This is a genomic window from Paraburkholderia aromaticivorans, from assembly GCF_002278075.1.
GTDB classification, from domain to species: Bacteria; Pseudomonadota; Gammaproteobacteria; order Burkholderiales; family Burkholderiaceae; genus Paraburkholderia; species Paraburkholderia aromaticivorans.
The window spans coordinates 96,523-113,532 of record NZ_CP022989.1 but is presented as its reverse complement, the minus strand read 5'-3'; the positions used below and the strand labels follow the sequence as shown (position 1 = coordinate 113,532).

Below are 17,010 nucleotides of genomic sequence, written 5' to 3'. Positions count from 1 at the left end.
ATGAATCAACCTGGATGACTTGATTCTCAGGCCTCCGGAACGCGGTACCGCAAATTGAGGCGAGTAAGACAAATGAGCGACAAGAACGAGAACCTGATGGAAACGCCTGGCCCGCGTGAAGACAGCTGTGCCGGAGCAGCCTCGCCTTTGGCGCAGGTCTCGCCGCTGCAGGCCGGGCATCCGGGCGCCAGCGATGCAACGTCCGATAGCGCCGGTCTGACGCAGGCAGAGGTGTCCGAACAATGTCGCGCAGGCAACGTCAATCTTGCACCGAGGTTCACGACACGGACCGTGTCCGGAATTTTCCGTAGCAACGTTGTGACGGTCTTCAATGGCATTCTGGTCGTATCGATTGTTGCGCTCCTCCTCGTCCATTCCAACAACGACGCTGCGTTTTTGGCGGTTGTTACCTTCGCAAATATGCTGGTCGGAATTTTCAATGAGTTCCGTGCCAAATGGGCGTTGGACCGCCTCGCCGTGCTTCGGAATACCACCGTCACCGCGCGCCGTGACGGAACCGACCAGAAAATTGGAAGTGACGAGGTCGTCAAAGGAGACGTCTTACGCCTGAGACCCGGTGACCAGGTTGTGGCGGACGGCGAGCTCGTTACCTCTACGAGCATCGTCATGGATGAATCGCTTCTGACGGGTGAGGCGGAAGGTGTGGAGAAGCGTAAAGGAGACCCGCTGCTATCGGGCAGTCATTGCCTCAGCGGCTCTGGAGATTACGTGACTACGCGCGTCGGTATTCTCTCTGGTGTAAACCAGCTAACTGCCAAGGCGAAGACATACGCCTCGCGGCTAACGCCCACACAGAGGAGCATCAATACCGTCATAAAGGTCCTGACTGCAATCCTTGTACTGCTCGTCGTGCTGTTACTCATGTCGGCATACATCAAGCACCTTTCTGCCAAAGACACCATCCTGTCGCTGGTCACCGTGATAAAGGCCCTGGTCCCGGAAGGTCTGGTTCTGGTGTCGACACTTGCGTTCGCCATGGGAGCGTTACGAGCCGCACAGAAGCAGGTGTTGGTCCAGAAGCTCGGTGCGGTCGAATCGTTGAGCCATCTCAACGTGCTATGCATGGACAAGACAGGCACGCTTGGAACTAATCGTTTGCTGTTTCACTCGTTGGTCCCGTTCTCCGGCTCGACTGATGAAATCGGTGGGTTCTTGCAGCTTTTCGTCGGAGCCGTTGGCTCGCAGAACCAGACTACCGAGGCAATTGCTTCCGCCTATCCCGCGCTCAAGAGTAATGTTCTTGGCGAATTGCCGTTCAGCAGTGAGACGAAGCTGAGCGCGGTGCGGCTGAATGTCGATGGGAGGGAATTTTCTCTGTGGCTTGGAGCACCTGAGGTGCTCGGGGAGAAACGTCTTACGTCTTCCCAGAGAGAGCAGCTTGATACGCTTTTGCAAAAAGGCATGCGCGTGCTCGCTATAGGCCGTTCAGACGCGGCATTATCCGAGCACGCAGGTGATATGCGCATTCTGGGGCTCGTTGTTCTCTGCGACGAGCTTCGTACTGATGTGGTAAGTGCGGTCCGCTTTTATGAAGACCGCGACGTCTGTCTGAAGGTGTTATCCGGCGACAACCCGCAGACTGTCGCTGCGGTCGCGCGGCTCGCAGGCATGACTCCTTACGGAGCGACCCTGAGCGGGCCGGACCTGGGCGCGATGACTCCCGATGAGTTCGACAAGGCAGTCCGGAGTGGTCAGTTCTTCGGACGGCTCGTTCCTGCCCAGAAGCAGCAGATTATCAAGGTTCTGCAATCTCACGGCAGCTTTGTGGGCATGATAGGCGACGGGGTGAATGATGTGCTGGCGCTAAAACAGGCGGATATTGGCGTTGCCATGAATTCCGGCGCAGCCGCCGCTCGGGATGTCTCCGATATTGTTTTATTGAAAGATTCGTTTGCCCATTTGCCGGCTCTCTCGGAAGAGGGCGATAGAATTATTCACAACATCAAACGCATTCTGAAGCTGTTCCTTACGAAGAACGTGTACAGCCTGTTTTTCGTCGGCTTCGTCGGTTTTGTCGGCCTTAGCTTTCCCCTAAGTCCCAGACACATTACGTGGATTGACATCTTGACGATAGGCGTACCAGCGACCCTTTTGACGCTGATGAAGCCGCGCATCGGGAAACAATCAACGAAACGCTTCGTAGCCGAGCCACTCAAGTTCGCCATGCTGGCCGGCCTCGTAACCGCGTTTTTCTCACTCCTCGTGTACGCGAATTTCTTCCTGTTTCAGGACCGGGGTGAGCAATACGGTACGACAGCAAGTGTGTCAGTCATTGTTCTTATCGGCCTGTACGTTCTGACGCTGGTAACCACAGAGGAGCGGAGAAAGAGTGGCACGGCGCTGCAGCGTCGAATCATCATCGCGTTTCTGGCGACAGCCCCGCTGCTTCACCTTCTGGTCGTTTATTGGCCACCCTTGCAAAATGCGCTTGGCATGGTCCCCCTTGATGCAGACTCGTGGATTACTATCGTCGTCGCTTCTGCATTGGGAATGACGACTTTGCACTACGTACTCAAAGATTCAATTCGCAGGCGATTCGTAGGAATCTGATTGAGTTGGCGCACGAGCCGCCTGACCCGTCGTTGGTTGCGCATTACATTTTTGGCTCCCGTAGCAAACACGGCGACACAGTGGCCAGGCAAGATACAGCAACGGTGCCGCTCGCCAACCCGGTGTGGCTGCGAAGGTCTCTCAGGCTGTTTTGGCAAAGCATCGGGTGGTTACAACCTGACACGGACTTCCTTACAGTCTTCTTGTCGAAGCATGCTAGACTTTCTCACCATGTCTTACTGGCGCAAACTCTTCCTCGTCCTGCTGCTGGCACTGAGCCTTCCGGTTCAGTCGTTCGCGGCCATCTCCATGAAATGCGGTTCATCGCATGTCGGGAGCGATGTCGCGTATGCCCAGCATGAAGACATTGATGAATCTGTGTCTCACCGTCACGTGCATGACCTGACGATGACCGACAGCGACCGTGACAGCCATTCCCACGGCGGCGATTCGCACCATGCTCATTCATGCTCGACATGCGCGTCCTGCTGTTCCGGCGGCGCCTTGCCGGCTGTCCCTACCGTCGTAGCATCAGTCGACGTATTTCATCTTGTTGTTCCGTTTCCCCGCTCTGACCGCGTCGTGTCATTTCTGACCGACGGCATCGAACGACCTCCCCGAATCTCCCTCGTCTAGTCCTTCTGTCGCGGCCGAGACGCCGCGACGCCGAATTTCGACCTGATGGCCGGTCCTTGGCCAACAGGTGATTTACGACGAGAAAAATCCATGCGAATGTTTATCGCGGCGCTGCCCGGCGCGGCGGCACTGTTGCCGACGCTCGTGCTTGCCACTACAACGCTTCCTGACCCAACAGATGCGGGAGCACCGGTCCCGGCTGTCAGCGTGCCGTCGGTGTTTGCGGACTATCAGCCGTATCGTGACCAGAAAACGCCCACATGGCAGGAGCTCAATCGGGCAGTGACGACCGCACCCGGAAGGTCGGGGATGAGCCACAGTCAAATGCCGTCAGGCGGCAGCGGCGCCAAAAATAACGCGCACAGCTCCCATCACGAGGAGCCGGCGAAATGATGAGGCACATCTTTTTGGGCCGCCGCGTCATTGCTTTCGCTACTGCGGTTACGTTCTTGGCCGGATGTGCGACATTTTCGAAGGATGGCGGCTTCAATACCGTTTCGACGGCCGCTTCCGAGCGTCTGGGGAAAGACGCCGTACTGGTGAAGACCGACGAAGACCGGGCCGCCGTCGCAAAGCGAACGCAGAAACTGCTTTCCAGGCCATTGAGCATGGATGACGCAGTCCAGATTGCGCTGCTGAATAACCGGAGCCTGCAGGCCTCGTACGGCGAGCTTGGCATTTCCGAGGCGGACCTCGTTCAGGCGGGACGGCTGCCCAATCCCGGCTTCAATTTCAGCCGCACGCATGGAGGAAACGACCTCAGCATCAACCGCACGTTCACGCTCGGGATGTTAAGTGTTCTGACGCTGCCACTGGCCACGCGCATCGAGAGTCGCCGTTTCGAGCAAACCAGACTACTGGCGGCAGACGCGATGCTCAAGGTGGCTGCCGATACCCGAAGAGCCTATATCAATGCGGTCGCAATGCAGCAGTCTGCCGCGTATGCCGGGCAGGTGAAGGATTCCACCGAAGCCGGCGCCGAACTCGCGTTGCGGATGCAGCAGGCGGGCAATTTCAGCAAGCTCGACTACGCGCGTGAGCAGGCTTTCTACGCGGATGCCGTTGTGCAATTGGCGAGAACGCGACAGCAGTCAGTGGCCGCGCGGGAAAAGCTCACACGCATGATGGGCCTATGGGGCGCACAAACGCAGTACACGCTTCCCGAACGTTTGCCAGACCTGCCCAAGGACCGTCCCGAGCTGAATGACCTCGAAAGCTTCGCGATGGAGAACCGGCTCGATATCCAGGCGGCGAAGGTGCAGACGCAAAGCGTCGCTTCGTCGCTAGGTCTGAGCAAAGCGACACGGTTCATCAACGCACTCGACGTCGGCTACCAGAATAATTTCACCACCGCCGATGGCCACGAACGGGGCTACGAAATCAGCGTGGAGATTCCAATTTTCAATTGGGGAGGCTCGAAGGTTGCGCGCGCCGAAGCGATTTACATGCAATCGGCCAACCGTGTCGCCGAGACCGCGATTAACGCGCGGTCTGAAGTACGGGAGTCGTATTCGGCCTATGTGACTGACTATGACGTCGCGAAGCACTATCGGGATGAAGTCGTGCCAATCCGGAAGACCATCTCGGATGAACTGCTGCTTCGCTACAACGGCATGCTCGCGAGCGTATTCGAACTCCTGTCCGATTCGCGTGACCAGGTCAGCGCGGTGAACAGCTATATCGACGCGCTGAAGGACTACTGGCTTGCGGAGACCGACCTGCAGCAGGCAGTCGGTGGTCGTCTCCCGCCGCTCGCGATGGCGACCTCCGCGCCGTCAGCACCCGGGATGCCACCGGCATCCCCTACAGATTCAGAAGGTAAATGACATGGTGTCACGTCGAAAATTTATCGGCAGCTCGGGGGCCGCGCTGCTCGGAGCAGCATTGGTGAGCAAGGCAGGTGCTGCGTCGCTGCCTGAGGCGCCCACGATGGCCAAGGCCATCATGCAACCGCCGCTCACGCCTCCTAATGGCCGTCCGTATACGCCTGTTGCCACGCTGAACGGCTGGTCGCTACCGTGGCGCATGAAAAACGGCTGGAAGGAATTTCACCTGACTGCTGAGCCGGTTGTGCGCGAGATGGCGCCGGGCATGAACGCAAATCTTTGGGGTTACAACGGACAGGCCCCAGGCCCAACCATCGAAGCAGTAGAGGGCGACAAGGTCCGTATCTTTGTGACCAACAAGCTGCCGGAGCACACCACCGTCCACTGGCACGGGATGCTGTTGCCTTCGGGCATGGATGGTGTTGGAGGGCTCACGCAACCTCATATTCCCCCGGGCAAGACTTTCGTCTACGAGTTTCAGCTCGAGAAGCACGGAACCTTCATGTATCACCCGCACGCCGACGAAATGGTGCAAATGGCGATGGGCATGATGGGGACCTTCATCGTTCATCCGAAGGACCCCGGTGTCATGGAGGTCGACCGCGACTTCGTGTTCATTATGTCCGCGTACGACATCGACCCGGGCAGCTTCACGCCACGTGTGAACGAAATGACGAACTTCAACATGTGGACGTGGAATTCGCGGGTCTTTCCCGGTATTGACCCATTGCCGGTGCGCGCCGGCGACCGAGTGCGTATCCGGTTCGGCAATCTGACGATGACCAACCACCCCATCCACCTGCATGGCTATCACTTCGAGGTTGCGGGCACGGATGGCGGATGGATTCCGCCGGCCGCACGCTGGCCTGAGGTGACTGCCGATGTCGCGGTCGGCCAGATGCGTGCCATCGAATTCACGGCCAACCGGCCCGGAGACTGGGCATTCCACTGCCACAAGTCTCACCACACGATGAACGCGATGGGCCACTCCGTACCGAACCTGATTGGCGTGCCGCAGAAAGACCTCGCGAAGCGCATCAACAAGCTCGTGCCGGACTACATGGCGATGGGCAGCACAGGCGGTGCGATGGGCGAGATGGAGATGCCACTGCCCGACAACACACTGCCGATGATGACCGGTACTGGCCCGTTCGGCCCGCTCGAAATGGGCGGAATGTTCACCGTCGTGAAGGTGCGTGACGGATTGGGACGCAAAGACTATCGCGACCCGGGCTGGTTCAAGCATCCCAAGGGGACGGTTGCCTACGAATACACCGGCGAGTTGCCGGACAGCTGATTTTCTGTCTCGCCGGACTTTGCGGTCCAGCTCAACTTTTTATTTCAACGCAGGAGAAAGATTGATGAAGAACGTATTTGCATCGATTGCAGTTAGCTGCGCCTTGGCAATTTCGGGCTCGGCCTATGCGGCTGGCGAAATGGGCAACATTGACATGGGCAGTAGCGGAGCAAAGCAGGCTGGCGAAGCAAAGGCTGGCATGTCCCATGGGGAAATCAAGAAAGTCGACGCCGCAGCCGGAAAGCTGACTATCAAGCACGGCCCGCTGGAAAATCTCGGCATGGACGCCATGACGATGGTGTTCAAGGTCAAAGACCCCGCCATGATTTCGCAGGTCAAGGTCGGCGACAAGATTGATTTTGTGGCCGAGGAAGTGGACGGAGCACTGACGGTAACGAAGCTGCAGAAGCAGTAACGAATCGCGGGGTGTTGCCATGAAATACCGGCAACACCGCCTGGACCATCGAGGATGCGCAAGCACATGAAGACTTTTACTCGCAAGCAACTCTCAGGACTTGCTACGGCTACCGCCATCGCCTTAGCACCGGCTGCAGCGTTCGCACACGGGAGGCTCGAGGCTGCCGTCCCGGCCGCCGGCAGCACACTCGAAACCACGCCGGACTCGCTACGATTGACCTTTAACGAAGACCTTGAGTCGACCTTTAGCATGGTTAAAGTGTCCGACTCAACCGGCCAGGCCGTAACAAAGGAAAAGGCAAAGGTCGACGCCGCCAACCCTCGCGTGCTGACCATTGCTCTTCCGAAGCTAGCGTCCGGGACCTACTCAGTCCAGTGGGCCGTGATGACGCATGACGCCCACAAGACCAAGGGTACGTACGCCTTTCAGGTGAAGTAATGAACGACGGTCTCCTTGGCGTCTCGAGGCTTGCCTTCGTCGCCCTGCAAAACCTCGGCTTTGCAATTGTCGTCGGCGTGTTGATTAGCGACCGATGGCTCGCTCGCCAAACATCCTCGTGGCAGGTGAGCGTTAGACCGCGGCTTGTCAGCGTCCTGCGTATCGCATCTGTCGGCGCGCTGCTGTCCAGCACGTTCGCCTTCTGGATTCATTGTGCTTTGATGAGCGAGTCTGCACTTCCTGAGGCGGGACCCGCTGTCCGCTCGATGCTAGTTGAGACCGGGTTCGGTCACGCATGGCTGGTCGGCGCTGGACTGATGCTGTGCGTGGTTATTCTTTCATTTATCGAAACAGGGAAATCAATCCGGTTGTCTCCGGTCATCTGGTTGGCCCTGGCCGGCGTCGCGCTGGCGCGCAGCAATGGAGGACACCCAGTCGATGCTGGCCTGTTCAGCCTGCCGGTGTGGGTGGACTGGCTGCATTTGCTCGCAATCAGTGTCTGGGTAGGGCTCGTGCTGGTAACCACTTACGTTGTTACGCCGCGCGTTTTCAATGCATTGAGTACCGAGCGTCTAAACAGCGCAGCATATATCCAGTCATTGTCGGACGCGGCGACGCTGGCGCTCGTTATTCTCTTCGTTACGGGCGCCTACAATGGCTGGCGTGGAGTCAGGTCGCCTGGAGACCTGCTGCAATCGGTCTATGGCCAGGTGCTGTTGATGAAACTCGCTCTGGTGTTCGTCGCTGCAGCGCTCGGTGGGCATAACCGCTTTTTCGAGATGCCTGGACTGCTTGAATCGCTGCGGAGCGCTTCGCCAGCGTCTGCGGTAGGACCTCTCAAACGGTTTGCCGTCGTCTTGCACATTGAATCGGTAGTACTGACCGGGGCACTCGTCACTGCTGCGGTTCTTGTCTCCAGCCCACTGCCGGGTACGACGTAGCTGGTGGCAGTGCACTGTTCCCTGCGTCCACGCAGATGGCCATCGCCTTAGCTCAAAAAAGGCTGCCTAACGCCCCGATTGACTTCGGCTAACGGCCCTCTTTTACGGGACCCGGCAACACGTCCGGGTCTTCCTTTTATGTTCTCGCGCAATCCGTTCCTCGTCCGATAAGTCTTGCGCAGCGCATGCGGCGCTTGGTCGAACGAAGCTGTTCAGACGAGAGCCCCGTCCCTACGCTTCGCGGCTGCATGCCTATGCTACGTACGGGCGCCCCGCAAACGGAGCGCATTTCCAATCACGGATACCGAGCTCAATGCCATCGCCGCGCTCGCGATAATGGGGCTTAGGAGGATGCCCAGCCACGGATACAGGACACCCGCTGCGACGGGAATTCCAATCACGTTATACGCGAACGCAAAGAAGAGGTTCTGCCGGATATTCTTCATGGTGGCGATGCTCAAGGTCCTGGCCCGCGCGATGCCCCGCAGGTCGCCCTTGACGAGTACCACGCGTGCGCTGTTCATTGCCACATCGGTACCAGTGCCCATTGCAATTCCGACATTAGCCTGCGCGAGAGCGGGCGCATCGTTGACACCGTCGCCCGCCATGGCGACAACATGACCTTGCTGCTGCAACTCCTGGACATGCTTGTATTTGTCCTGAGGCAGTACGCCGGCTTTGACGCCGTCGAGCGCCAGGGATTTTGCCACCGCGTTGGCTGTGGTGGGATTATCGCCGGTCAGCATGATGATTTTGATGCCGGACGCCCGCAGCAACTGAACTGCCTCCTGTGTTGTGGCCTTGACCGGGTCAGCCACGCCGATATAACCCGCGAGCCTTCCGTCGATGGCGAGATACATGATTGTCTGACCGGCTTGACGCAGCCGGTCCACGTCTGCTCCTACCGCAGTGCAATCGACTTGCGCATCGTCCATCAGCACTGTATTGCCCAACAATGCGACCCGGCCGTCAATCCGGCCGCTCACGCCTTTGCCCACGACTGCTTCGAATGCATCAACGGGCTTTGTCGGCGCCTTGTTCTCCTGCGCCTGCGTGACAATAGCCTGTGCCAATGGATGTTCACTCGGCCCTTCAAGACTGGCCGCATAACTCAGTACGGACAACCCTGACTGGTCCGCCAGCGCCACAACGGTTTGCACGCGCGGCTTTCCTTCAGTGAGGGTACCGGTCTTGTCGACCACCAACGTATCCACTTTCTCCATCAATTCGAGAGCCTCTGCGTCCTTGATGAGAACGCCCTCTTTAGCACCGCGCCCAACCCCTACGATGATGGAGACAGGCGTTGCCAGGCCGAGTGCACACGGGCACGCGATGATTAGAACGCTGATAGCGACGACCAACGCATTCGCGAGCGCCGGCGCTGGCCCTATGACAGCCCAGACGACGAACGAGACCGCCGCGCAAGCCATAACGCCTAGCACGAACCATCCTGACACCTGGTCGGCCAGTTTCTGGATGGGAGCACGGGAGCGGCCAGCGTCGGCGACCATTTGCACGATTCTCGCGAGCAACGTATCCGAGCCGACTTTTTCTGCTCGCATCAGAAAAGTTCCGGTCTGATTGACCGTCGCGCCGGTCACCGTGCTTCCAGCCGCTTTTTCTGATGGGATGGACTCCCCGGTAATCATGGATTCGTCGACGCTGGAACCGCCGGTTGTGACGACGCCATCTACCGGTACCTTCGAGCCAGGTTTTACGCGGAGTATGTCGCCGACAGCGACCGCCTCGAGAGGGACGGCTTCTTCGGTTCCGTCAGGCCTCACCCGAATCGCGGTATGTGGCGCGAGGTTAAGCAAATCCTTGATGGCACTCGAGGTGCGTGACCGCGCGCGGAGCTCAAGCACTTGCCCGAGAAGAATGAGCGTGACGATAACGGAGGCGGCTTCGAAATACAGCGGCAACTCATGGCCGCGCCGGAATGCATGCGGCAGCGTGTCGGGAAAAAACAGCGCGAACAGGCTGAAGCCGTACGCGGTGGCCACGCCGAGTCCAATCAGGCTGAACATATTCAGCTGCCACGTCCTGAATGAATTCCAGCCGCGCTCGAGGAAAGGCCACCCGGCCCACAGGACGACCGGCGTGGCGAGTACCGCCTGGACGCACTGTGCCCACGATGCGGGCATCCAGTGTGGCAGAGCCAGGCTCTCTCCGATATGGTTCACGAGTGCGCCAAGGTCGTAAGACGAAACCATCGGACCCATGGTCATTACCAGAAGCGGTACTGACAGCGCAAGCGCGACCCAGAAGCGGTGCGTCATCGATTCGAGTTCGACGTTCCGCTCCTCTACCGCGAGCGGAGTCACAGACTCGAGTGCCATACCGCAAATCGGGCAATTGCCCGGTGCCGACGCTCGTATCTGAGGGTGCATCGGGCACGTGTAGACGACGCCTGTCTCGCCTTTGCGTTGGACTTCAGACGCTTGATTGGCGCCGATGGGGACAGGGCTGGCGGCGTGGGCGTGCGATTCAGACATTAAAAGGCCTCCGCAGCGCGCTATTGGGCGTGCGCAGTATCGCTGCTGGATAGCTTTGGGACGTACCGAGGTGTATGTGCTGCGTAATCCCGCCATGCCTCACCGAAACGTAACTCCGAATCACGCTCTTCTTGCCGCGCAAGGTGCATGTACATCGCAACCAGAATCGGGAACATGACAAGCGTCACGAGTGTCGGCCACTGGAGCAAGAATCCGGTCATGACGATGACGAAGGCGACATATTGAGGGTGTCGAACTTTGGCGTACGGACCCGTTGTCGCCAATTGGCCTTTGCGCTGCGCTTCGTAGAGAACATGCCAGGACGTTGAGAGCAGGTAGAAGCCGCCGAAGATGAGGGCGAAACTGGCGAGATGCGGAAACGCAAGGTGTGGGTTGCCATGCTGACCGGTCATCGTCCACCAGAGATGTCCTGAGTCGTGGTTCAACAGGTTCACTTTCGGAAAGCGGTTCTGCAACCACCCGGACAAAAGGTAGATGGTGAGCGGAAAGCCGTACATCTCTGCGAACAGCGCAACCACGAAGGCCGAGAATCCGCCGAACGTCCGCCAGTCACGTGCGGTATTGGGCTTGAAGAAGCTGAACGCGAAAATGATGAAGATGAGGGAGTTGATGGCAACCAGTCCCCACAATCCATATCCACTAGCTGGGTCGTTCATCATGACCTCCCTGCGGGTCTGAATGTTGCGCCTCGACCTGCGTTCCATGGTGATGTCCGTGATGCATAAAGAGGTGCATCAGTGGGCACGCCAGGAAGATGAGATATGGCAATACGCCAAGAAAATGCGCGCGGTGTTCGGAGAACATGAAGAAGGTGGCCACCGCCGCGAATCCCACTAACGCGATGGCGCCACGCGACTTCCAGAACGGCGGTGTTTCCTGAGCAGACATTTTCACATTGAATTCCTCGGCACCTGCACCGTCATTTGGCGGGTGGCGCGTTTTCGATGGACTGCCTGTCCATCATCATGGTCATCATCATCTGCATCATGTCCATGCGCTTCTCCATCATGTCGTGACGCAAGCCGTTCGGGCCCATGCCGCCGTGAGGATTCTTCATGCCGTTCATCATGGCCATGCCCTGCTGCATGGCCTGCATTTGTTCATCCATCAGCTTTGCCCTTTCTTCAGGGGTCTTTGCCGCCATCATTCGCTCGTGTATCTCCTGCATCTTCTTCATTTGGGCGTCGGCGTCGCTAAGCGATTTTTACTGCGCCTTCGATGCCTTCGCGCCTTATGAAGCGCCCGCGCCGTGGCCGTGAGCGTCAACATCCGGTGTTGCGCCTTGTGAGAGAGGCGAGCCGAATGCGAGTAACAGGGCAATAACTGCCCCAGCAATCGATGCGAGAGTCGATGTCTTTTGTTGGCTGTTCATGATTTTTCCCCGAACTATTGGTTGCATACCATTTACTCTATCGACGCGCATGCAGACCCGATTGACCTAGCTCAAGGAACATACGTCGCGGCTGGGAGGCATGTTTGTCTGAAGGTTGATACAGGGTCGCTGCACCGCGCGACGGTGCTTGGCCTCTCTGCGGAGGTCAGAATGCATGCGGCTTTCGTCCTGGCCCGGCCCATCACCTCGGCAACGCAGATTCTGGTAACCGGGGGTGATTCCGGAACGAACTTGACCTGCGTCAGTCGCGGTCGACCGGTCAGGCGTGGGTTGAAAGTGCCGTCGCTGACAGGTTGGAGGCCGTACGTCTGTGGGGACGGGCGGCTAGAAGAATTAAAGCGAACGCAGACTGACGATAGGAACACTCCAATGCGCGCAATGTTGACGTGGTTAATGACGGTAGTCGTGCTGGGAATCTCCGGCTGCGGCTACAACGCTATCCAAACTCAGGACGAACAGGTGAAGGCCAGCTGGTCTGAGGTATTGAATCAGTATCAGCGTCGCGCCGACCTCATTCCCAACCTCGTGAATACAGTCAAAGGCTATGCGAGCCAGGAAAAGGAGGCGCTTATGCGTGTGACGGAAGCCCGTGCGAGAGTGGGTTCGGTGCAGGCAAGCCCGGAGCTTATCAACGACCCGCAAGCATTCGCGAAATTTGAAGCGGCGCAAGCCCAGTTGACGAGTTCGCTATCAAGGCTGCTGGTCGTGTCCGAGAATTATCCGCAATTAAAGTCCGACGCAAATTTCCGCGACCTGCAGGCGCAACTCGAAGGTACCGAGAATCGCATTACAGTTGCCAGAAACCGGTACATCAAGGCTGTTCAGGACTACAACACTACGGTGCGGTCGTTTCCGTCCAACCTGACGGCGAGTGTCTTCGGCTATAAGGAAAAGCCCAACTTCTCTGTGTCAAATGAAGCCGAGATTGCCCGGCCTCCGCAGGTCAATTTCGATACAGCGCCGAAGCCGGCGAGTGGAGTGACCAATTGAACATCCTGAAAGCAGCGAGGGTTCTGCTGCTCGCGCTCATCCCATTCTGCTCGTCTGTCGCCAGCGCGGACGTCGTGATTCCGGCGCTGACCGCGCGCGTCACCGACGAGACGGGCACGCTCACCAGCGAGCAACGGTCCGGGCTGGAGCAAACCTTGCAGGCGTTCGAGAACAAAAAGGGGAGCCAAATCTCGGTGCTCATCGTCCCCACCACTCAGCCGGAAACCATCGAGCAATATTCGATACGCGTCGTTGAACAATGGAAGCTTGGGCGCAAGCGTATCGACGACGGCGTGCTGCTTATCGTCGCAAAGAACGACCGGACGCTGCGTATCGAAGTGGGCTATGGCCTCGAGGGCGTGCTTACCGACGCCACCGGCAATCGCATCATCAACGAAGTGATTGTCTCAAGATTCAGACAGGGCGATTTTTACGGCGGTATTGAGGCGGGTGTTGACAGCATCATGAATGTCATCAACGGCGAGCCTTTGCCGCCGCCAGATGAAAATGCGAACGGTACCGCCGGGAAATTCGGAGGTTACTTGCCTATCCTCTTCGTGCTTACCATGGTAGTTGGTGGTGTACTTCGCTCTCTGCTGGGACGCCTGCCTGGCTCAGTCGTGACCGGCGGCGCCGTTGCGGGCATCGCATGGCTGTTGTCCGGAACACTCTTTGTCGCTGTCGTCGCCGGCGCGATTGCACTCGCGTTTACCTTACTCGGTAGCGGGCTCGGTGCCTACGTCGGAGGGCGTGCTATCGGTGGACTCGGGGGCGGGTCGGGCCGGACCACCTTCCGGGGCGGTGGCGGCGGGTTTGGTGGTGGCGGCGCTTCGGGAAGATGGTAGCCATGGACATTAAGCGCGTCGTGAGACACCTGTTCATGAGCCGCTGGCACGTGAACCTTGCCTTTCCTCCCAAGACTCAGCGCGCAATGGAAAAAGCGGTTCGGGAAAGCCACAGAGCACATATAGGCCAGGTCCGATTTGCGGTCGAGGGTGCGCTTCACATCGGTGTGCTGCTGAAGGGGATGTCGGCAAGAGAGCGCGCGATTGATGTCTTCTCGGAGCTTCGGGTCTGGGACACTGAGCACAATAACGGCGTACTCATCTACCTGCTGCTCGCGGACCGCGATGTGGAGATAGTCGAGGACCGTGGTGTGCACAGCAAGGTGCACGCTGCAGAGTGGGAAGCCATCTGCCAGAACATGGAGGCAGAGTTTCGGAGCGGGAGGTATGAGACAGGCGTGCTGCGCGGTGTGGAACAGGTAACAGAGTTGCTGAGGAGGCACTTTCCGGCTCAACGGGATACGCACAGTGAATTGCCGAGAAAGCCAACGGTGTTGTGAGCGTCCACCAGCATCCGCACGGCCGCATCTATGGCAATTTGAATTGCCTGGAGAATCATCGAAGACGACTTCGACCGCAAAGATGCTTACCTTCCGAAATACTTGACCGCCTGTCGCGATGCACGGTGCCGCGGCGGTGAGTGTGCGGGCATCGGGTCGAAACCGCCAAAGGTTAAAGAGAAGCTTACGACGCAACGACACTTCCATCAGAACCGTAAATCTCACCATCGTCGCCCTGCACCCGAGCGCCCAGTTTCTGAGCGATTTTCCACATCTTACTAAGAATGGCGACATCGGGATTCTTGACGACAACATTACCGGACCGGAAATCGAACCACGCCATGTTTTCGTTAGCCGTACTGCCGCTATATAAGGTCCAGACGGCTAGCCACTCGCTGTCCACACGCCGCGCATTTCCATCGGGCAGCTTTGCCTCCGCATAGCCATCGAGCCGTATTTCGTCATCCGTATCTATAAAGGACTTCCACTCGTCAAGACCGATTTCAGGCTCGTCGTCGAACCAGTTCTCTTTGCGCGTGATGTGAAGGTCGTATCCCGTTTCGGAGGTGGCTCCGGCTTTGATTTATTTAGTAACCTGACGGCACCGATGCACTCATAGCTTCGAGCGCGCGACCGTGGCATAGTGCGGTCAGTTTATCAACGACAAAGGGATTTATATGGCGACACTCGAACAAATCCAGGCTCGGTTAAAGAAACTGCACGCTCAAGCCGAGGCATTGCTTGCAAAGAAAGCGCAGGACGCCATCGACCAAATCCGCGACATCATGCTGAAGCATGGTTTAACGACGGCAGACATTGAAGCCAAGGCGTCGGCAAAGCGAGCGGCGAAAGGACTGAAGGTCAGTGCCGCTGCAGGCATGACGAGAGCCGCCATCGACAAAAAGACCAAAGCAGCACCTAAATATCAGCATCCGAAGACCGGAGCGACATGGAGCGGCCGCGGTCGCGCGCCGGCCTGGCTTGCTAACGTCAAAGACCGCAGCAAATTCTTGATTGCAGGTGGCGTTGAAGCAAGTGTTGCGACGACCGCGGGTACTGTGAGCAAGGCGAAGGTTGCGGTCAAGAAGGCATCGAAAGCTGTTGGCGCGACCGAGGGTAAGGGGCAAAGCAAAGGTCCGCAACCGGCGCTTTACCAAGACCCGAAAAGTGGTGCAAGTTGGAGTGGACGTGGGCGTGCGCCGGCTTGGCTTGCTGGAGCCAAAGACCGGTCCAAGTTTTTGATTGACGACGCTGCGCGGGTGGGCGATGCGAGACCGGCGGTCACCAAGGCCGCTGCGACGAATGCCCCGACGGCAAAGAGAACTGCTGCCAAGAAGGCCGTGAGCGCGAAGGCGCCGCCGGAAAATGCGCCGCGCCGGAGCGTGGCCGTGCTAGCTCCGGTGACCCCAGTCGAGTCTAGCGCCGAGATAACGTCCTCAACGTAATTGGCGGGTGCCCGGTGGACCAGCAACCCTCTGGTTCCACGGGGTATTCCAAGGCGAAGGAGTCTTATTGCGGCTGTGTTGCCTGACGTTGCGCGGTTTGCTGTTGTGCCTGCTGCTCGGCTTGCTGTTGAGCGTGCTGCTTCGCAAGATGCCTGCCGACCATGCAGCCACCGACTGCACCGACGACAGCGTGGTGCCCCGCGTAATGCCCAGCGACTCCGCCTACCACCGCGCCCTTGAGGCAGCCTGCGGCGTTTGCCGTGCCTGCCGTTGCGAAGCTCAGCATCGCTGCAATCAAGGCGGTTCTTATCAAGCTAGCTTTCATTCAAATATACTCAGAGGTTGATTTTTTTCGGATGTGGCGCCGTCCGGTGTCGTTTCAATACCCCCGCCAATCTTGACGCTCGCGCCGCTCGTGCTCACGCCATTCCTGGTGGCGCCATTCACGTTCACGCCACTCGCGACGTTCGCGCCATTCGCGGGCTCGCCAGTCGTCATCCCCGTCGTATGCAACGGCGACCGGCGGCGGAGCATATACCACGGGAGGCGGCGGTGCGTACACTGGCTCTGCCGGCGCATAGACTCCGACCGGAATGCCTATGCCTACGCCAATGTCGACGTGCGCCGACGCGGCGGTGGACGCCGCGAACGCGACAAGACCGAATGCAAATCCAACGATTTTGTTGTTCATTTTCCCTACTCCCCACACAGTCGAGTGCGATGTCAGTGGCTACGGTTCGGAGTGTAGGAGTGGCAGTTGGACACATGTGCAACGACGGTGCGAGATTCGTAACGCGGCATTACTGACTCACGCTACGCGCGCGGGGAGGCGTCAGGACTGGGTACGCAACGTCCAGGTGGGCTTCTCAGCCACCGCGAAACTGTGGGTCGATGCTGTCTCCTTCTCGCCGATAGTTGGCCAACGGTTTTGACGAGTTTAGTGCGCGACCTAGCGTTGGGTCGCCAAGTCTGACAATCCGGCCTCCATGCGGTGAGGGCGATTTGCTGACGGCGCGCCTCATCGATGCCGCCTTTGTGCGGTGGCAAAACGTTCCAGGTTTTGTGCAGGTTGCCGCCTCGGCAGAAGAGACGTATCGAGCAACGTGCCGTAGTGGGGCTGCTCGCGAAACTTCTTAGCATACCACGCAACCGGGTTCGGCTCGCATTGTTCCTCGGAAAGCGCGGCCACCTTAC

The 17,010-nt window shown here is 58.4% G+C and carries 17 protein-coding genes; 11 read left to right on the top strand and 6 right to left on the bottom strand.

The window, feature by feature from the left end:
* The first annotated feature begins 72 nt into the window (after positions 1 to 72).
* The 7 genes from CJU94_RS00500 to CJU94_RS00465 all read left to right on the top strand — a co-directional run bounded on the left by CJU94_RS00500 (position 73) and on the right by CJU94_RS00465 (position 8,127).
* On the top strand, positions 73 to 2,571 hold the full coding sequence (locus tag CJU94_RS00500) for a cation-translocating P-type ATPase (RefSeq protein ID WP_095417093.1): 2,499 nt from the start codon (positions 73 to 75) through the stop codon (positions 2,569 to 2,571).
* 231 nt (positions 2,572 to 2,802) lie between these two features.
* Positions 2,803 to 3,207 (top strand): hypothetical protein, encoded by a 405-nt coding sequence (locus tag CJU94_RS00495; RefSeq protein ID WP_095420159.1) that lies wholly within the window; start codon positions 2,803 to 2,805, stop codon positions 3,205 to 3,207.
* A gap of 389 nt (positions 3,208 to 3,596) precedes the next feature.
* Entirely contained in the window at positions 3,597 to 5,033 is a 1,437-nt protein-coding gene (locus tag CJU94_RS00485; RefSeq protein WP_208645337.1) for a TolC family protein, read from the top strand.
* Position 5,034: 1 nt separating this feature from the next.
* On the top strand, positions 5,035 to 6,330 hold the full coding sequence (locus tag CJU94_RS00480; RefSeq protein WP_095417091.1) for a multicopper oxidase family protein: 1,296 nt from the start codon (positions 5,035 to 5,037) through the stop codon (positions 6,328 to 6,330).
* 64 nt (positions 6,331 to 6,394) lie between these two features.
* Complete coding sequence (locus tag CJU94_RS00475; RefSeq protein ID WP_095417090.1) at positions 6,395 to 6,745, top strand: copper-binding protein; 351 nt, start codon at positions 6,395 to 6,397, stop codon at positions 6,743 to 6,745.
* Between the two features lie 66 nt (positions 6,746 to 6,811).
* A complete protein-coding gene (gene copC, locus CJU94_RS00470) occupies positions 6,812 to 7,186 on the top strand; it encodes a copper homeostasis periplasmic binding protein CopC (protein WP_095420157.1) in 375 nt (124 codons plus the stop codon).
* A complete protein-coding gene (locus CJU94_RS00465) occupies positions 7,186 to 8,127 on the top strand; it encodes a copper resistance D family protein (protein ID WP_095417089.1) in 942 nt (313 codons plus the stop codon). The genes copC and CJU94_RS00465 overlap by 1 nt, the downstream gene beginning before the upstream one ends.
* A gap of 257 nt (positions 8,128 to 8,384) precedes the next feature.
* Here CJU94_RS00465 and CJU94_RS00460 read toward each other — a convergent pair whose 3' ends face one another.
* The 4 genes from CJU94_RS00460 to CJU94_RS00445 are packed head-to-tail and all read right to left on the bottom strand — an operon-like array spanning position 8,385 to position 11,820.
* A complete protein-coding gene (locus CJU94_RS00460; RefSeq protein ID WP_095417088.1) occupies positions 8,385 to 10,622 on the bottom strand; it encodes a copper-transporting P-type ATPase in 2,238 nt (745 codons plus the stop codon).
* A gap of 20 nt (positions 10,623 to 10,642) precedes the next feature.
* Complete coding sequence (locus CJU94_RS00455; protein WP_095417087.1) at positions 10,643 to 11,299, bottom strand: methyltransferase family protein; 657 nt, start codon at positions 11,297 to 11,299, stop codon at positions 10,643 to 10,645.
* A complete protein-coding gene (locus CJU94_RS00450) occupies positions 11,283 to 11,531 on the bottom strand; it encodes a DUF2933 domain-containing protein (protein WP_095417086.1) in 249 nt (82 codons plus the stop codon). The genes CJU94_RS00455 and CJU94_RS00450 overlap by 17 nt, the downstream gene beginning before the upstream one ends.
* A 31-nt stretch (positions 11,532 to 11,562) precedes the next feature.
* Positions 11,563 to 11,820 (bottom strand): hypothetical protein, encoded by a 258-nt coding sequence (locus tag CJU94_RS00445; RefSeq protein ID WP_095417085.1) that lies wholly within the window; start codon positions 11,818 to 11,820, stop codon positions 11,563 to 11,565.
* Between the two features lie 585 nt (positions 11,821 to 12,405).
* Here CJU94_RS00445 and CJU94_RS00440 point away from each other — a divergent pair.
* The 4 genes from CJU94_RS00440 (at position 12,406) to CJU94_RS00420 (ending at position 15,816) form a co-directional block, all read left to right on the top strand.
* Entirely contained in the window at positions 12,406 to 13,026 is a 621-nt protein-coding gene (locus tag CJU94_RS00440; protein ID WP_095417084.1) for a LemA family protein, read from the top strand.
* Positions 13,023 to 13,871, top strand: coding sequence for a TPM domain-containing protein (locus CJU94_RS00435; protein WP_095417083.1), 849 nt, complete (start codon positions 13,023 to 13,025; stop codon positions 13,869 to 13,871). Before CJU94_RS00440 ends, CJU94_RS00435 begins: the two co-directional genes overlap by 4 nt.
* Before the next feature lie 2 nt (positions 13,872 to 13,873).
* Positions 13,874 to 14,371, top strand: a complete 498-nt coding sequence (locus tag CJU94_RS00430) for a TPM domain-containing protein (protein ID WP_095417082.1) — start codon at positions 13,874 to 13,876, stop codon at positions 14,369 to 14,371.
* 677 nt (positions 14,372 to 15,048) lie between these two features.
* Positions 15,049 to 15,816: an H-NS histone family protein gene (locus CJU94_RS00420; RefSeq protein ID WP_095417080.1), complete on the top strand. Its 768-nt coding sequence runs from the start codon at positions 15,049 to 15,051 to the stop codon at positions 15,814 to 15,816.
* A gap of 64 nt (positions 15,817 to 15,880) precedes the next feature.
* On the opposite strand, the gene CJU94_RS00415 is transcribed toward CJU94_RS00420, so the two are convergent.
* Complete coding sequence (locus CJU94_RS00415; RefSeq protein WP_095417079.1) at positions 15,881 to 16,141, bottom strand: hypothetical protein; 261 nt, start codon at positions 16,139 to 16,141, stop codon at positions 15,881 to 15,883.
* A gap of 54 nt (positions 16,142 to 16,195) precedes the next feature.
* Positions 16,196 to 16,507, bottom strand: coding sequence for a hypothetical protein (locus tag CJU94_RS41635; protein ID WP_095417078.1), 312 nt, complete (start codon positions 16,505 to 16,507; stop codon positions 16,196 to 16,198).
* Positions 16,508 to 17,010: the final 503 nt, after the last annotated feature.

Coding starts and splice junctions, on each gene's coding strand:
- CJU94_RS00485 (WP_208645337.1), top strand. CDS start 3,597: ATGATGAGGCACATCTTTTTGGGCCGCCGCGTCATTGCTTTCGCTACT.
- CJU94_RS00445 (WP_095417085.1), bottom strand. CDS start 11,820: ATGAAGAAGATGCAGGAGATACACGAGCGAATGATGGCGGCAAAGACC.
- CJU94_RS00415 (WP_095417079.1), bottom strand. CDS start 16,141: ATGAAAGCTAGCTTGATAAGAACCGCCTTGATTGCAGCGATGCTGAGC.
- CJU94_RS00480 (WP_095417091.1), top strand. CDS start 5,035: ATGGTGTCACGTCGAAAATTTATCGGCAGCTCGGGGGCCGCGCTGCTC.
- CJU94_RS41635 (WP_095417078.1), bottom strand. CDS start 16,507: ATGAACAACAAAATCGTTGGATTTGCATTCGGTCTTGTCGCGTTCGCG.
- CJU94_RS00450 (WP_095417086.1), bottom strand. CDS start 11,531: ATGTCTGCTCAGGAAACACCGCCGTTCTGGAAGTCGCGTGGCGCCATC.
- CJU94_RS00430 (WP_095417082.1), top strand. CDS start 13,874: ATGGACATTAAGCGCGTCGTGAGACACCTGTTCATGAGCCGCTGGCAC.
- CJU94_RS00495 (WP_095420159.1), top strand. CDS start 2,803: ATGTCTTACTGGCGCAAACTCTTCCTCGTCCTGCTGCTGGCACTGAGC.
- CJU94_RS00465 (WP_095417089.1), top strand. CDS start 7,186: ATGAACGACGGTCTCCTTGGCGTCTCGAGGCTTGCCTTCGTCGCCCTG.
- CJU94_RS00475 (WP_095417090.1), top strand. CDS start 6,395: ATGAAGAACGTATTTGCATCGATTGCAGTTAGCTGCGCCTTGGCAATT.
- CJU94_RS00460 (WP_095417088.1), bottom strand. CDS start 10,622: ATGTCTGAATCGCACGCCCACGCCGCCAGCCCTGTCCCCATCGGCGCC.
- CJU94_RS00500 (WP_095417093.1), top strand. CDS start 73: ATGAGCGACAAGAACGAGAACCTGATGGAAACGCCTGGCCCGCGTGAA.
- CJU94_RS00455 (WP_095417087.1), bottom strand. CDS start 11,299: ATGAACGACCCAGCTAGTGGATATGGATTGTGGGGACTGGTTGCCATC.
- CJU94_RS00440 (WP_095417084.1), top strand. CDS start 12,406: ATGCGCGCAATGTTGACGTGGTTAATGACGGTAGTCGTGCTGGGAATC.
- copC (WP_095420157.1), top strand. CDS start 6,812: ATGAAGACTTTTACTCGCAAGCAACTCTCAGGACTTGCTACGGCTACC.
- CJU94_RS00420 (WP_095417080.1), top strand. CDS start 15,049: ATGGCGACACTCGAACAAATCCAGGCTCGGTTAAAGAAACTGCACGCT.